General features: G+C 69.8%; 11 protein-coding genes. 5 read left to right on the top strand and 6 right to left on the bottom strand.

Translation table 11 applies throughout. The annotated features are described in order from the left end of the window. The 3 genes from ABT367_RS36100 to ABT367_RS36090 form a co-directional block, all read right to left on the bottom strand. Positions 1-2,097 (bottom strand): glycoside hydrolase family 3 protein (locus tag ABT367_RS36100; protein WP_434975615.1); only part of this gene is annotated, 2,097 nt, incomplete at its 3' end. Between the two features lie 303 nt (positions 2,098-2,400). Further along, the gene (locus tag ABT367_RS36095; RefSeq protein ID WP_352257515.1) at positions 2,401-2,997 is read right to left on the bottom strand and encodes a TetR family transcriptional regulator; all 597 of its coding nucleotides are present in this window, start codon (positions 2,995-2,997) and stop codon (positions 2,401-2,403) included. Between the two features lie 26 nt (positions 2,998-3,023). Beyond that, positions 3,024-4,028, bottom strand: a complete 1,005-nt coding sequence (locus tag ABT367_RS36090; RefSeq protein WP_352257514.1) for an aldo/keto reductase — start codon at positions 4,026-4,028, stop codon at positions 3,024-3,026. Between the two features lie 283 nt (positions 4,029-4,311). Between ABT367_RS36090 and ABT367_RS36085 the strand changes: the two genes are divergently transcribed. Then, the gene (locus ABT367_RS36085) at positions 4,312-4,521 is read left to right on the top strand and encodes a DUF6243 family protein (protein WP_352257513.1); all 210 of its coding nucleotides are present in this window, start codon (positions 4,312-4,314) and stop codon (positions 4,519-4,521) included. A 74-nt stretch (positions 4,522-4,595) separates the two neighbouring features. Here the strand turns inward: ABT367_RS36085 and ABT367_RS36080 are convergent, their stop codons facing one another. After that, a complete protein-coding gene (locus ABT367_RS36080) occupies positions 4,596-5,474 on the bottom strand; it encodes an alpha/beta fold hydrolase (RefSeq protein ID WP_352257512.1) in 879 nt (292 codons plus the stop codon). Positions 5,475-5,545: 71 nt separating this feature from the next. After that, positions 5,546-7,021, bottom strand: coding sequence for an MFS transporter (locus tag ABT367_RS36075; RefSeq protein ID WP_352257511.1), 1,476 nt, complete (start codon positions 7,019-7,021; stop codon positions 5,546-5,548). Positions 7,022-7,086: 65 nt separating this feature from the next. On the opposite strand from ABT367_RS36075, the gene dusB reads away from it, so the two are divergent. From dusB to ABT367_RS36060, 3 genes are all read left to right on the top strand, one after another. Continuing rightward, a complete protein-coding gene (gene dusB, locus ABT367_RS36070; protein WP_352257510.1) occupies positions 7,087-8,271 on the top strand; it encodes a tRNA dihydrouridine synthase DusB in 1,185 nt (394 codons plus the stop codon). A 425-nt stretch (positions 8,272-8,696) separates the two neighbouring features. Beyond that, positions 8,697-11,408, top strand: coding sequence for a pyruvate, phosphate dikinase (ppdK, locus tag ABT367_RS36065; RefSeq protein WP_352257509.1), 2,712 nt, complete (start codon positions 8,697-8,699; stop codon positions 11,406-11,408). 287 nt (positions 11,409-11,695) lie between these two features. After that, positions 11,696-12,679: an ArsR/SmtB family transcription factor gene (locus ABT367_RS36060; RefSeq protein WP_352257508.1), complete on the top strand. Its 984-nt coding sequence runs from the start codon at positions 11,696-11,698 to the stop codon at positions 12,677-12,679. Here ABT367_RS36060 and ABT367_RS36055 read toward each other — a convergent pair. Beyond that, complete coding sequence (locus ABT367_RS36055; RefSeq protein WP_352257507.1) at positions 12,676-13,827, bottom strand: alkaline phosphatase PhoX; 1,152 nt, start codon at positions 13,825-13,827, stop codon at positions 12,676-12,678. The genes ABT367_RS36060 and ABT367_RS36055 overlap by 4 nt on opposite strands. Before the next feature lie 182 nt (positions 13,828-14,009). Between ABT367_RS36055 and ABT367_RS36050 the strand changes: the two genes are divergently transcribed. Further along, complete coding sequence (locus ABT367_RS36050; RefSeq protein WP_352257506.1) at positions 14,010-14,741, top strand: hypothetical protein; 732 nt, start codon at positions 14,010-14,012, stop codon at positions 14,739-14,741. Positions 14,742-15,338 lie beyond the last annotated feature (597 nt).

Raw genomic sequence — 15,338 nt, 5'->3', positions numbered from 1 at the left:
GATGAGCTCCGCCCAGTCGGCGGGCGCCGTGCCCGCGAGGACCGCCGCCTGAGCCCGGTCGAGAGCCTGGGCGTCCCGGTCGCCGCCGTGGCCCCCGGTGCGCAGGCCCCAGCCGAAGGGGTACTGCGGCCGGTAGCCCGCGTCACCGATGTTGATGGGCTCCTGGGCCGCGGTGGCCGGCCAGGTCACCGGAAGCCGCCCGGTGAACGGCTTCCTGCCGAAGAGCACATCCGCGACGCCCGCGCCCTCGCTGCCCGGCAGCCAGGAGGCCACCAAAGCGTCGATCCTGCCCCCGGGATCGGCCACGATCTGCGGGCGCCCGGAGACCACCAGGACGACACAGGTGTCCACGGCGGCACAGACCTTGTCCACGACCGCCTGGTCAGTGGCCTGCAGCGTCAGCGACTTCTCCTCCTGCTGCGCCGGTGTGCACCAGCCGCACTCGGGCCCGCCGACGTCTCCGTAGCCTTCGGCGTACGGGGTCTCCCCGACGACGACCACACCGACGTCCGCGCCCTCCGTAGGAGCGGAGGCGTCCGCGCTGTAGGTGACGTCCGCACGCGGGGCGACCTGGCGGATGCCGTCCAGGATCGTGTCACCCGGGACGAGATCGCCGGACGCGCCCTGCCAGGTGATCGTCCAGCCGCCCGCCTGGTTGCCGATGTCGTCGGCATTGCGCCCGGCCACGTAGATGCTGTCCTTGGCGGACAGCGGCAGCGCGCCGCGTGAATTCTTCAGCAGCACCTGGGACTTGGCGACGGCCGAGCGGGCCAGGGAGCGGTGCTCACGGCTGCCGACCTCGTCCAGGTCGTCGGCGGAGGCGTACGGGTTCTCGAACAGGCCGAGCTCGAACTTCTTGGTCAGGATGCGGCCCACGGCGTCGTCGATACGCGCCTGGGATACGCGGCCCGCGGCGGCCTCCGCGAGCAGCAGGTCCTGGAACTGCCGGGAGGTGTTGGGCTCCATGAACATGTCGATACCGGCGTTCACGCCCGTACGGACCTTGTACGCGGTCAGGCCGGTGTTCGCCGGATCGGCCGGGTCGGGTATCTGGTGGATGCCCTCCCAGTCGGAGATGACGAAACCGTCGAAGTCCATCCGGCCCTTGAGCGTGCCGGTCAGCAGATCACGGTGGGCATGCATCTTGGTCGGGTTGCCGACGCCGTCCTCGGTCCAGTCGACACTGGAGAACGAGGGCATCACACTGCCGACCCCGTACCGGTCGACCGCCGGGCCGTAGGGCGCGAGATGCAGTCGCTGGAAGTCCCGCTTGCTCGTGACGGTGATGCCCTGGTCGATCGTGTACTTCTGCTCCCACCAGGGCTTGCCCTCGTTCGCCTCGGCCGTGGCGGTGTCGTAGCGGGTGCCGCCGTCACCGGCGAAGTGCTTGGCAGTGGCGAGGACTTCGTCCTCGTCGAAGCCGCGGCCCTTGCCGCCGTCGCCCTGCAGTCCCTCGACGGCGACGGCCATCTGCGCGACCAGGTACGGGTCCTCGCCGAAGCTCTCGTAGGCACGGCCCCAGCGCGCGTCGCGCGAGACGCACAGGCACGGCGCGAAGTTCCAGGGGATACCGGTGGCCCGTACCTCCTCGGCGGTCGCGCGGTTGACCTGCTCCACCAGGCGCGGGTCGCGGGTGGCGCCCAGGCCCACGTTGTGCGGGAAGACCGTGGCGCCGTGCACATTGCCGTGGCCGTGCACCGCGTCGATGCCGTACAGGAGCGGGATCTTGAGGCGGGTCCGCAGCGCCTGCTCCTGGAAGCCGTTGACCATCTCGACCCAGGCGGCCGGGGTGTTCTCGGCCGGTGTGGAGCCGCCGCCCGAGAGCAGCGAGCCGAGCATCTGCGTCCTGACCAGCGTCGGGTCCTCGGCGACCGCGGCCCGTTCGGCCTGTGTCATCTGGCCGATCTTCTCCTCGAGCGTCATACGCCCGAGGAGGTCGGCGACCCTGCGCTCGGTGGACTGCCGGGAGTCGAGGTAGGCGGGTGCGGTGGCGGCCTCCGGTGCCGCCGCCCACGCGGGCACCAGCGGTGCGAGCAGGGCGGCGAGCGAGGCCGCCACCACAGAGATCCTGGACCGGGTACACGTGCGTCTTCTCATCCGCGGCTCCTTGCCGTCACGTGGAACGCGTGCACTGATGCCGTACGGCCCTCATCGGTTGAAGACCCTCATTAGTTGAAGACTTGACGCAGTGAGCGGGGCGGCGAGCGATGGCCGACCGCGCAGAAATAGGTCCTGGGCCCCCCAACCCGCTTAACTCACGGCGTGATTGAACTGTCCGAGCATGGCCGCGTCAAGAGGATGCGCGGTTCCCGCCTTCGGCATCGGAACTCCTGCGACAACATCTGCCGCACGTCTTGCCAAGACCTGAACGCACTCCTACATTCCGGCGCGCGGGTCCGGCTACGGACGGCGCTTGAGGCCGTTCACGAGGAGGGCCAGGAGGGCATCCATCTCGGCCTCGATCCCGGGCTTGGACCACTCGGCCGCGTATACGGGGTCGTGGAAGCGGATCGTCGCGTCGAACACCGCGCGGGCCGTGGCCTCGACGTTTCCCTCGACCGGCGTGAAATCTCCCGCGGCCACACCGTCCTGGACGATCTGCACCAACTGGCCGACCAGCTCGGTGATGTGCTCGTCGACCACCCCGCTGTTCTCGCGCAGCAGCACCTCGTACGTGGCGAACAGCTGCGGGTCGGCCCCCGCCTTCTTGCGCTTGGCGGTGAACAGCGCCACGTTCCAGGACGCCAGCCGGTCCTCGGCGCTGCGCGAGCGGTCGGCGACGATCCGGCTCAGCTCCCGCGTGGTCCGGTCGAGCCACCGCTTCGTCACCGCCTCGCGCAGCGCCGCCTTCGTACGGAAATGGCGGTAGACGCTGCCGTGGCTGACGCCGAGCGCGCGGGCCACGTCGACCACGGTCGCCTTGGCGGGTCCGTACAGACGCAGCACGTCCTCGGTCGCGGCGAGGATGCGCTCGGCGGTCAGCGTTTCGGTGGCCATGGGGGGAACCGTACCCGGGGGGCCTGTCAGCGCTCGCTGTCGAGGTGTGCCATCTGCTGCGCCGGGTAGCGCTCGCCCGCGGCGGCGTCGGCCGGGACGGCCTGCTCGATCGCCGCGAGATCGGCGGCGTCCAGGGTGATGTCGAGCGAGCCGAGGGACTCCTGGAGGCGGGCGCGGGTGCGGGCGCCGATGAGCGGGACGATGTCCTCGCCCTGTGCCGAGACCCAGGCGATCGCGGTCTGCGCGACCGTGACGCCCTTCTGTTCGGCGATCTTGCGCAGGGCGTCGACCAGATCGAGGTTGCGGTCCAGGTTCTCGCCCTGGAAACGGGGGCTCATCCCGCGGAAATCGTTCGCGGCGAGCTTGCGGTCGCGCGTGAAGTGGCCGGAGATGAGACCGCGGGACAGGACTCCGTACGCGGTGATGCCGATGCCCAGCTCACGGGCCGTCGGCAGGATGTCCGCCTCGATGCCGCGGGAGATGAGCGAGTACTCGATCTGCAGGTCGGAGATCGGCGCGACGGCGGACGCCCGGCGCAGGGTCTCGGCGCCGACCTCGGAGAGGCCGATATGCCGTACGTGCCCGGCCTCCACCAGCTCGGCGATCGCGCCGACCGTCTCCTCGATCGGCACGTCCGGGTCGACGCGGGCGATCCGGTAGATGTCGATGTGGTCGGTGCCCAGGCGCTGGAGCGAGTACGCGGCGAAGTTCTTGACCGCGTCCGGCCGGCCGTCGTATCCGGTGAAGCCGCCCTCGACGGTGCGCAGGGCGCCGAACTTGACGCTGGTGAGCGCCTGTTCGCGGCGGGCGGCGGGGGCGGTGCGCAGCGCCTCGTTGATCAGCAGTTCGTTGTGGCCCATGCCGTAGAAGTCGCCCGTGTCGAGCAGCGTGATGCCCGCTTCGAGCGCGGCGTGGATCGTGGCGAGGGACTCGGCGCGGTCGGCGTCCCCGTACAGGGCGGACATCCCCATGCAGCCGAGGCCGAGGGCGGAGGTCCGGGGACCGGTGGTGCCGAGGGTGGTGGTGCGCATGAGGGGCTCCTTGGGTTGGCGTGCGGTGCGGGCGCCGGATGCCCGGGCGGGCAGGTGCCGGACGCCTGGGGCGGTGCTGCCACCAGCTTGACCTAACAGCTGACAGATTTCAACATCTGTCAGCTGTCATCTGTCACTCGCGCGGCAATTCCGGTGCAACCGCCACTCGCCCTCCGGTACCGTCGCCCCATGTACTTTCACCTCCCGATCTACGAGTGAGATCCGGCGGGCCCGACCCCGCCCCCAAAAAACCTTCATCTCTCTCACCTGATGGGAAACACCCGTGGCCAAGAGCCGGAACAACCTGCTCGGCGTGGGCGGGCAGCGCAAGAAGCTGTCCCGTAGGAACGACGCCGGCTCCGCGACCTCGCGCGCGAACGACCGCAAGACGGCCGAGGAGCTCAAGCAGGACCTCGTACGCAAGATGCAGGAACGTGCGCAGGGCGCGTCGAACACCGACGACGCGCAGCAGGAGGGCACCGAGAACAGCTGACCCAGGCAAGCCGGCGGCCCGCAACTCCCAGGGAGTTGCGGGCCGTTGCTGTTGCCGCGTCTGCCCGCGCCACGTCACGGCGATGACGCCGCCGACGGCAGAACGCGATCGAGGAATGCGCGGACCAGGGGGACCACCTCGTCGAGGTGGGTCTCGAGGAGCCAGTGGCCGCCGTCGAGCAGATGCAACTCCGCCTCGGGAAGGTCGCGGTGATAGGCGCGGGCCGCGGCTTCGGGCATGTACCCGTCGTGCGGCCCCCACACGATCAGCGTCTCGGGCCGGTGCTCACGCAGGTAGGCGCGCTGACGGTCGAACCACGCCAGTGTGCTCGGCTGGTCCTCGAGGAGCCGGATCAGGTTCGCCACGCGTTCGGGAGTCTGCATGAGCGCCCAGTGCAAGGTCCACAGGTCGGGTGGAATCCGGTCCGCGACGTGGTCGGGCAGCTCGCCGGCGAACTCGTCGCGGAAGCCCTCCGAACTGACGTGGGCGGCGATCCCGCGACGCGACTCGGGGCCCGGGTCGGCCCAGAACTGCCGTAGGGCGTCGTACTTGGGCCCGAACGCGTCCTCGTAGATGTCGCCGTTCTGAATGATCAGTCCCGCCACCCGGTCCGGTGCGCGCATCGCGAGCCGGAGCCCGAACTGGGAGCCGTAGTCGTGCAGCCAGATCACGTAGCGCGTCAGGCCGAGGTGCTGGGTGAAGTCGTACAGGAACTCGGCGTAGGCGTCGAAGGTGTAACCGAACTCTTCCGGAGCAGGGGTCGCGCTGTAGCCGAAGCCGGGCAGGTCCGGGGCGATCAGCCGCCATCGGTCACCCAGCGCGGCCATCAGATGCCGGTACACGAACGACGACCCGGGATAACCGTGCGGCAGCAGCACTACCGGTCCGTCCTCGGGGCCCGTTTCCCGGTAGAACGTCTCTACCCCGCCTACTGAGGTGGTGAGGTGTCGCATGCATCCCTATTTTTTCACAGACGGCCTCGCAAGCACGCGGACAGGTTTCGAGGCGCCGCGCGCGCCCGGCGTCACACCTTGACCGATGCCTCCGCCGCCTCCGTGTGCTCGAGCCGCTCGGCCGTACGGATCGCCGTCCCGCGCGCCCACCGGCCACTGGTCACCGCGCCGACCACAAGGACGCTCAGACCGCAGCCCGCGATGATCCACCAGGCGGGCTTGCTCGCCTCGACGAAGTCCGTGGACGAGGAGGCGGACGAGGCCATGCCCGCCGCGAGCACCGCACCGATCACCGCGACCCCGAGCGTCCCGCCCACCTGGCGGCTGGTCGAGGCCACCGCGGCGGCCACACCCGCCTGGGCGCGGGGCATGCCGGAGACGGCGGTGTTGGTGATGGGGGCGTTGACGAAGCCGAAGCCGATGCCGAAGACCACGTATCCGATCACGAGCGTGGTGTTCGAGGTCTCCGCCTCGAAGGCCGCGAACAGCACCCCGCTCACGGTCATCGCGACTCCCGCCACCAGCAAGGAGATCCGCGGCCCCCGGCTGCCCACCAGCCGCCCGGAGAGCGGCGCGCAGACGAAGCACATCGCCGCCATCGGCAGCATCCACAGTCCGGCGTGCAGGGCGTCTAGCCCGCGTACGTCCTGCAGGTAGAGCGTCGACAGGAAGAGGAAGCCGGCGAGCGCGGCGAAGGCGCTCACCGCGATCACGGTCGCCCCGCTGAACGGCGCGCTGCGGAAGAACCGCAGATCGATGAGCGGCTCGTCCCGCCGCCGCTCGTACAGGACGAGAGAGACCAGCGCGCAGACGGCCACCGCGCTGAAGACGAGGATCTCCGCCGAGAGCCAGCCCTTCGCGGGCGCCTCGATGATCGCGTACGTGACGGAGCCGAGCAGGGCGATCACCAGGATCTGGCCCACGGGGTCGGGGCGCCGGGGCTTGGGGGCGCGGGACTCGGGCACGTAGCGCAGTGTCAGGAGCAGGGCGGCGAGGCCGACCGGCAGGTTGACCCAGAAGATCGAGCGCCAGCCGACCGTGTCCACGAGCAGCCCGCCGACCAGCGGTCCGGCCGCCATCGAGATACCGACGACCGCGCCCCAGACGCCGATGGCGCGGGCGCGTTCCCTGGGCTCGGTGAAGGTGTTGGTGATGATCGACATCGCCACCGGGTTGAGCATCGAACCGCCCACGGCCTGCACCATCCGGAACGCGATCAGCGATTCCAGGCTGGGCGCGAGCGAGCAGAGCACCGAGCCGATCGTGAAGAGGACGAGCCCGGTCATGAAGACCTTGCGCCGCCCGATCCGGTCCGCCGTCGAGCCGGCCAGCATCAGGAGCGAGGCCAGGACCAGGGTGTACGCGTCGATCGTCCACTGCATGCCCGCCACGTCCGCGTCGAGTTCCTTGCGCATGGACGGCAGGGCCACGTTCAGGACGGTGTTGTCGAGGCTGACGATCAGCAGGCTCATACAGCAGATCGCGAGGATCAGCATGCGCCGGCGGTGGGTCAGGGGTTCGTCGAGGGCGGGGTGAGACAACGACATGCATCAAAAGTACGCCTAACTAAAGACCCTGTCCGCCAGTGGGTCGCGTACGCGACAATGGCGGGATGACCGCGCTCGACCAGACCCCCGTGACAGCCTCGCCGGCCCCCACCGCAGCCGACGCCCCCTCGCTCACGATCGGCCCGCACCACGTGCAGCCGCCGGTCGTGCTCGCGCCCATGGCCGGGATCACCAACGCACCGTTCCGCACCCTGTGCCGGGAGTTCTCCGGCGGCAAGGGCCTGTTCGTCAGCGAGATGATCACCACGCGCGCCCTGGTCGAGCGCAATGAGAAGACCATGCAGCTGATCCACTTCGACGAGACCGAGAAGCCTCGCTCGATCCAGCTGTACGGAGTGGACCCGGCCACCGTCGGCAAGGCCGTCCGCATGATCGCGGAGGAGGACCTGGCCGACCACATCGACCTCAACTTCGGCTGCCCGGTCCCCAAGGTCACACGCAAGGGCGGCGGTTCGGCCCTCCCGTACAAGCGTCATCTGCTGCGCGCGATCCTGCGCGAGGCCGTCAGCGGGGCCGGCGATCTGCCGGTCACGATGAAGATGCGCAAGGGCATCGACGACGACCACATCACCTATCTCGACGCGGGCCGTATCGCGGTCGAGGAGGGCGTCACGGCGATCGCGCTGCACGGGCGCACGGCCGCACAGCACTACGGCGGTACGGCGGACTGGTCCGCGATCGCCCGCCTCAAGGAGCACGTGCCCGAGATCCCGGTGCTCGGCAACGGCGACATCTGGTCCGCCGAGGACGCGGTCCGCATGATGCGCGAGACCGGCTGCGACGGAGTGGTCGTGGGACGCGGCTGCCTGGGGCGGCCGTGGCTCTTCGGGGACCTGGTCGGCATCTTCGAAGGCACCCGGGCGCCCGCGGCTCCTTCGCTTCGAGAGGTCGCGGAAGTGATGGTGCGGCACGCGACGCTGCTCGGTGAGTGGATCGGCGACGAGGCACGCGGTGTCATCGACTTCCGCAAGCATGTGGCCTGGTACCTCAAGGGCTTCGCGGTCGGCTCCGAGATGCGCAAGCGGCTGGCGATCACCTCGTCCCTCGACGAGCTGCGCGCCGGGCTCGACGAGCTGGATCTGGACCAGGCCTGGCCGGTCGGCGCGGACGGCCCGCGCGGCCGTACGTCGGGCAACAACCGGGTCGTGCTGCCGGACGGCTGGCTCAAGGACCCGTACGACTGCGCGGGTGTGAGCGAAGAGGCGGAGCTGGACACGTCCGGGGGCTGAGCGGGGTCCGGAGGGTGCGGTGGGCGCGTCCGGAAACTGGGCGGTACGCGTCCGGAAGCTGAGAACAGCGCGCGATTGATGATCGATCGTTGAGTGATACTCGCCACCTTGAGAAGGTGGCTGCTCACATGAGCGGATCTTGAACGTGTTTGGAGCATGCAGGGTGGCACCGGGTGCCACCCTTTTTGCGTTCAAGACTTGAAATCAAATGCTTCAGATCTCGCTCATGTGAGCGCGATCTTTCTCGATGAGGTCAAGCTCCCTTCGGGGGATGAAAACTTCGCCTACCGAAGGGTCACTTTCGATCTGCTGGCGGACGGGTGGTTACGGCCGTAAGGCGCTCAGGTGTATCTCCTCAGACGCCTTCGATCTGGGTATGTTCCTCGACGTCAGGGCAGCCACCGAGCCTCGAGGAGTCGAGACCCGTGTCGGAAAACAAGAAGCAGAAGTTCGTCTACGACTTCACCGAGGGCAACAGGGACCTCAAGGACCTCCTCGGCGGAAAGGGCGCCAACCTCGCCGAGATGACCAATCTCGGTCTGCCGGTCCCTCCGGGCTTCACGATCACCACCGAGGCCTGCAAGGTCTACCTCGACAGCGGCACGGAGCCCGCTGAGCTGCGCGAAGAGGTCAGTGAGCACCTCGACGCCCTCGAGCGGAAGATGGGCAAGAAGCTCGGGCAGGCCGACGACCCGCTGCTCGTATCCGTACGCTCGGGCGCCAAGTTCTCGATGCCCGGCATGATGGACACCGTCCTCAACATCGGTCTCTCGGACGCCTCCGTGAAGGGCCTCGCCAAGCAGTCCGGCGACGAGCGCTTCGCGTGGGACTCCTACCGCCGCCTCATCCAGATGTTCGGCAAGACCGTCCTCGGCGTCGACGGCGAGCTCTTCGAGGACGCCCTCGAAGCCGCCAAGAAGGCCAAGAAGATCACGGTCGACACCGACCTCGACGCCCCGGAACTGCAGAAGCTGGTCAAGCAGTTCAAGAAGATCGTCAAGACCGAGGCGGGCCGCGACTTCCCGCAGGACCCGCGCGAGCAGATGGATCTCGCCATCACCGCGGTCTTCGACTCTTGGAACGGCGACCGCGCCAAGCTCTACCGCCGCCAGGAGCGCATCCCGGGCGACCTCGGCACCGCGGTCAACGTCTGCTCGATGGTCTTCGGCAACCTCGGCCCCGACTCCGGCACCGGCGTCGCCTTCACCCGTGACCCCGCCTCCGGCCACCAGGGCGTGTACGGCGACTACCTGCAGAACGCGCAGGGCGAGGACGTCGTCGCCGGTATCCGCAACACCGTGCCGCTCGCGGACCTCGAGAACATCGACAAGAAGTCGTACGACCAGTTGATGCAGATCATGGAGACGCTCGAGACGCACTACAAGGACCTGTGCGACATCGAGTTCACGATCGAGCGCGGCCAGCTGTGGATGCTCCAGACCCGCGTCGGCAAGCGCACCGCCGCCGCCGCGTTCCGTATCGCCACGCAGCTCGTCGACCAGGGCCTGATCGACGAGGCCGAGGCGCTCCAGCGCGTCAACGGCGCGCAGCTCGCGCAGCTGATGTTCCCGCGCTTCGACGAGGACTCGAAGATCGAGAAGCTCGCCCGCGGTATCGCCGCATCGCCGGGTGCCGCGGTCGGCAAGGCCGTCTTCGACTCGTACACCGCGATCAAGTGGTCGCGTTCGGGCGAGAAGGTCATCCTGATCCGCCGCGAGACCAACCCCGACGACCTCGACGGCATGATCGCGGCCGAGGGCATCCTGACCTCGCGCGGCGGCAAGACCTCGCACGCCGCCGTCGTCGCCCGCGGCATGGGCAAGACCTGCGTCTGCGGCGCCGAGGAGCTCGAAGTCGACACCAAGCGGCGGCGGATGACCGCGCCGGGCGGTGTGGTGATCGAGGAGGGCGACGTCGTCTCGATCGACGGTTCCTCCGGCAAGGTCTACCTCGGTGAGGTGCCCGTCGTGCCCTCGCCCGTCGTCGAGTACTTCGAGGGCCGGATGCACGCCGGCGCCGAGGAGGCCGGCGAGCTGGTCGCCGCCGTGCACCGCATCATGTCCTTCGCCGACGGCAAGCGCCGCCTGCGGGTGCGCGCCAACGCCGACAACGCCGAGGACGCGCTGCGCGCCCGCCGCTTCGGCGCGCAGGGCATCGGCCTGTGCCGCACCGAGCACATGTTCCTCGGTGAGCGCCGCGAGATGGTCGAGAAGCTGATCCTCGCCGACACCGACGACGAGCGGGAGGAAGCCCTCAAGGAACTGCTCCCGCTGCAGAAGAAGGACTTCGTCGAGCTCTTCGAGGCGATGGACGGGCTCCCGGTGACGGTGCGTCTGCTCGACCCGCCGCTGCACGAGTTCCTGCCCGACATCACCGAGCTCTCCGTCCGCGTCGCGCTCGCCGAGTCCCGCAAGGACGCCAACGAGAACGACCTGCGCCTGCTCCAGGCCGTGCACAAGCTGCACGAGCAGAACCCGATGCTGGGTCTGCGCGGCGTACGCCTCGGCCTGGTCATCCCCGGCCTGTTCACCATGCAGGTACGGGCCATCGCCGAGGCCGCCGCCGAGCGCAAGGCCGCCAAGGGCGACCCGCGGGCCGAGATCATGATCCCGCTGGTGGGCACCGTCCAGGAGCTGGAGATCGTCAAGGACGAGGCGGACCAGGTGATCGCCGAGATCGAGGCCGCCACCGGCATCGACCTCAAGCTGACCATCGGCACGATGATCGAGCTGCCGCGCGCCGCGCTCACCGCCGGCCAGATCGCGGAGGCCGCGCAGTTCTTCTCGTTCGGTACGAACGACCTCACCCAGACCGTGTGGGGCTTCAGCCGCGACGACGTCGAGGCCAGCTTCTTCACCGCGTACCTGGAGAAGGGCATCTTCGGGGTCTCGCCGTTCGAGACCATCGACAAGGACGGCGTCGGTACGCTCGTGAAGTACGCCGTCGAGCAGGGCCGCAAGACCCGCCCCGACCTCAAGCTGGGCGTCTGCGGTGAGCACGGCGGTGACCCGGAGTCGGTGCACTTCTTCCACGAGGTGGGGCTCGACTACGTGTCCTGCTCGCCGTTCCGTATCCCGGTCGCGCGTCTGGAGGCCGGCCGTGCGGCGGCGGCTTCGCAGGGCAGCGACAGCCGTTGATCCTGCGCTGAACCACCGGGGCCGTCGGCGGGTCATGCCCTGACAAACCCTCACCGGTTCGTCGCCGGCCCCGGCTTGTGGAGGAAGGGGGCGCCCTGTGCGGGGGCGCCCCCTTCTCCTCGTCCGGGGCTCCCCCCGAATCCCGGTACGAGCCATACCCGCACCATCCTCGACGCGCTAAGAAGGAACCGCGAGGCCTTTCGGGTCAGTCCGAATAGCTGAGGCCGGCGTACTGCGGTCGTTGGACGGGACCGAATCGCCGGCGCCGTGGATCGGGGGATACAGGCGTGCTGCGGATCCATTTCACGCGAGCGGATCTCACCCGCGTACGGATCGCCGAGCGGGCGCATCTGCTCTGGGAGACCGTGCTCAGCCTGCACCGGCTGCGCGACCGCTGGGCTCCGGGCGAACTGGACGGCTGGCGGGCCGGCGCCCGCCACCGGCTCGGCGCCGATCCGGAGCGCGGGAGGCGGGCGATCGGGGTGCTCGGCGCGCTGATACCGGCGCGCGGCAACTTCCCCGACTTCCTCACCCCGAGCGCACTGCACACCTCCCTCGGCGAGAGCCTCGACGCCCTGGCCGGCACCCCGCGCGCCCAACTCGCCGACGAGCTGGACCGGATGGGCGGCTTTCCCGGCGGCGTACCCACCTGGCTGCGGCCGCTCGCCGACGGCGACCGGCACACGCTCGGGCTGCTCACCGGCAGTCTGCGCGACTACCACCGGGCGAGCGTCGCGCCCTACCTCGACCGCGTGCACGCCCAGGTCGACGCCGACCGCGCGATCGCCCTGCGGGGGCTGCTCGACGGGGGTACGGAGGGGATGCTCGCCGGTCTGCGGCCGGTGCTGCGGTGGAATCCTCCGGTCCTGGAGGCCGACTATCCGATGGAGCACGACATCCATCTCGGCGGGCGCGGACTCGTCCTGGTGCCCTCGTACTTCTGCGCCCGCAGACCCGTCACCCTGGTCGACGAGGAGCTGCCGCCGGTCCTCGTCTATCCGGTCCGCCGCACGGGGACGGGCGCCGGGCGGCCGGCCGGAGGGCGTGAGCCCCTCGACCGGCTGCTCGGCCGCACCCGCTCGGCCGTGCTCGCGTCCGTCGACGGCGGCTGTACGACCGGTGAACTCGCCCGCAGGGTCGGGGTGTCACCGGCCTCCGCCAGCCAGCACGCCTCCGTGCTGCGCGAGGCGGGCCTGCTGTCGACGGTCCGCGACGGGAGCAGTGTGCTGCACACGCTGACTCCGCTGGGGCGCAGGCTCCTTGCGGGTTAGCTCCGGAAGGGCCCCGTCACCTCGTACGTGATCCCGCCCGAGGAACTGCCGCTCGTACCGCGCTGGCTGGAGAAGTACAGACGCGTGCCGTCGGGCGAGAACGCCGGGCCGGTGATCTCGGAGCCCGACTGGCCGGTGATCCTGAGGAACGGGGCGACGACCTCGTCCGGCGTGATCATGCAGATCTCCATGTTCCCGCCGTCCTCCGCGATGAACAGATCGCCGGACGCGGCACCCGTCACATTGTCGACCCCGGTCAGCGGCGGGCCGCTCACCAGTGAGTCGTCATAGGCGAGTTCGAGGGTCGAGGCCGCCGCGTTGTACTGCCATACGCGGTTGTCGCCCTTGGTCGTGAACCAGCAGGTGTCGTCCGCGTAGTAGCAGCCCTCGCCGCCGTTGAAGCGCTTGGCGCCGGAGACCTGGCCGCGGGTGGCGGTGGCGCCGCTCGGGTCCGGCACCTGGGCCCAGGTCACCGGGCCACTCGTACCCGAGCCCATCTTCAGGACCTCCAGCTTTCCGGCCGAGAGATCGCCCCAAGTGGTGGGTGTGAAGCGGTAGAAGCAGCCGTCGGATACGTCCTCGGTGAGGTAGATCGTCCTGCGTACGGGGTCGGCGGCGGCGGCCTCGTGCTTGAAGCGGCCCATCGCGTCCCGGCGGACCGCCGCCTTCACACCCCACGGGTCCGTCTCGTAGACGTACCCGCGGTCGACCTCCTCGCAGGAGAGCCAGGTGTTCCAGGGGGTCTTGCCGCCGGCGCAGTTGGTGCGGGTGTTGGAGAGGATGCGGTACGCGCCCGTGACCGCGCCGGTCGCGGAGAACTTCACCGCGCCCGCGCCGCCGCTGGGACTGATCTCCGAGTTGGAGACGTAGATCCAGCCCGAGCCGTCCGCGTAACAGGCGCCGCCGTCCGGGGCGTTGTGCCAGGTGTACGAGGTGGAGCCGACTTTCTGTCCGGAGCGGGCGATCACTCTGCTGCTGAACCCTGCGGGCAGCTGGATCCCGTTGGCGTCCGCCGCGCCGAGTGCACCGTACGGGCCGGTGCCGGGCTGGGCGGGGTCGGCGAAGGCGGCGCCTCGCCACAGCGTGCCGCCGAAGGCGGCCGCCGAGCTGCCGATGACCGCGCCGCGCAGGAAGGTCCGACGTTCCACTGTCACTCCAGGTGGTGGGGGTCACCCCGCGCGCCGGGTACGGCGACGGGTCGCGCGGTTCGAGAACCTAGGCGGGCTGCGTTGTCTGTACATGAACAAGGGGCGAAGGGGCGGAGCAGGTTTGCCGGGTGGTCCCGGGCGCACGTTTGCCCGGCGCGGGCGTCCGGCCTACCGTCGGCCCCATGAGTACCGGGAAGAGCACTGCCCCAGGGGCCGGTCAGGGCACCGGCACGAGCGCGAGTGTCGGCGCTGGAACGGGGACCGGGACTGGAACCGGAACTGGTACTGGTGCCCGTACCAGTACGGGCACTGGCGCCGGCGCAGGTATCGGCACTGGTACTGGCACCGGCACCGGCGCCGGCAAGAAGATCACCGAGAAGCTGTCGGCCGCCGTCCTGAGCGAGTCCACCGGCAAGGACTGGGTCGGCTGGTTCGCCGTGCTCGACAAGTGGGGTGCGCACCAGCGCGGCCACACCGAGATCGCCCGGCATCTGCGCGAGGAGCACGGTGTGAACGGCTGGCACGCCCAGTCGATCACCGTCGGATACGAGCAGGAACGGGGGATGCGCGAGGTCGGCCAGTCCTGCGACGGCACCTGGGAGGCCTCCGGCAACAAGACCGTGAACGTGCCGGCCGAGCGCGTCACGGAGGCCTTCGTGGACGAGGCGGCCCGGCGCCGCTGGCTCCCGGACGCCGACCTGACCCTGCGCACCCACCGCGCCGGCAAGTCCCTCACCGCGGACTGGGACGGCGGGACCAGCCGTATCTCCGTCTTCCTGACGGTCAAGGGTCCACACAAGACCCAGATCACCCTCGGCCACCACAAGCTGACGGACGCTGACGCGGTGGCGGCGTACAAGGAGTTCTGGCGGGAGCGGCTGGGGGAGCTGAAGCGGGTGCTCGAGGAGGGCTGAGGCGTTCGCGCGGGTGCGGTTTCGGTGCGCGGTGCGGGTGGCTGGCGCCTGCGGTCTCGTCAGCGGTGGGGGTGCGGGTGGGCGCCTGCGGCGGGCGCCTTTCCCCTACCCGCCCCTTCCCGAAACTGGGGCTTCGCCCCAGGCCCCGTATCCGAACTTCGTTCGGATGTCCTCAAGCGCCGGACGGGCTGGATGTGAACGCTCAGTCCAGGGTGGCCCAGGGGCGGGTGGGCAGGCGGGGTGGGGGAGGGTGGGAGTCGGGGCGTAGCCGGTCCGTGCCTTTGCCGGGGCTCCGCCCCCTGCGCCCCCGATGCTCGGACGAAGCAGCAGCCGCGTCCGGCAGAAACCCCACCGGCCCGCAGCCGCGTACCGGCGGAACGAAACCCACCCGTGCAATGGACCGGAACACGCCACCGGCCGTCAGTCGCGTGACGGCGTGAGGGGACGGGGTGGGGTGCATTGTCATTCGGGCACTCCCGTCGGAGACGGTGACCCTTCGCGGCCACGGTGCCATTGCCCGAATGAGCAAGCACCCCACCCCCGCCCCCACCCACCACGAAAACCCACGCCCACCGCGCACCCGCGGGAAGCCCCCAA

The sequence above is a fragment of the Streptomyces mesophilus genome (assembly GCF_040300965.1).
Lineage (GTDB): Bacteria > Actinomycetota > Actinomycetes > Streptomycetales > Streptomycetaceae > Streptomyces > Streptomyces mesophilus_A.
This window is presented reverse-complemented; position numbering and strand designations above follow the sequence as displayed.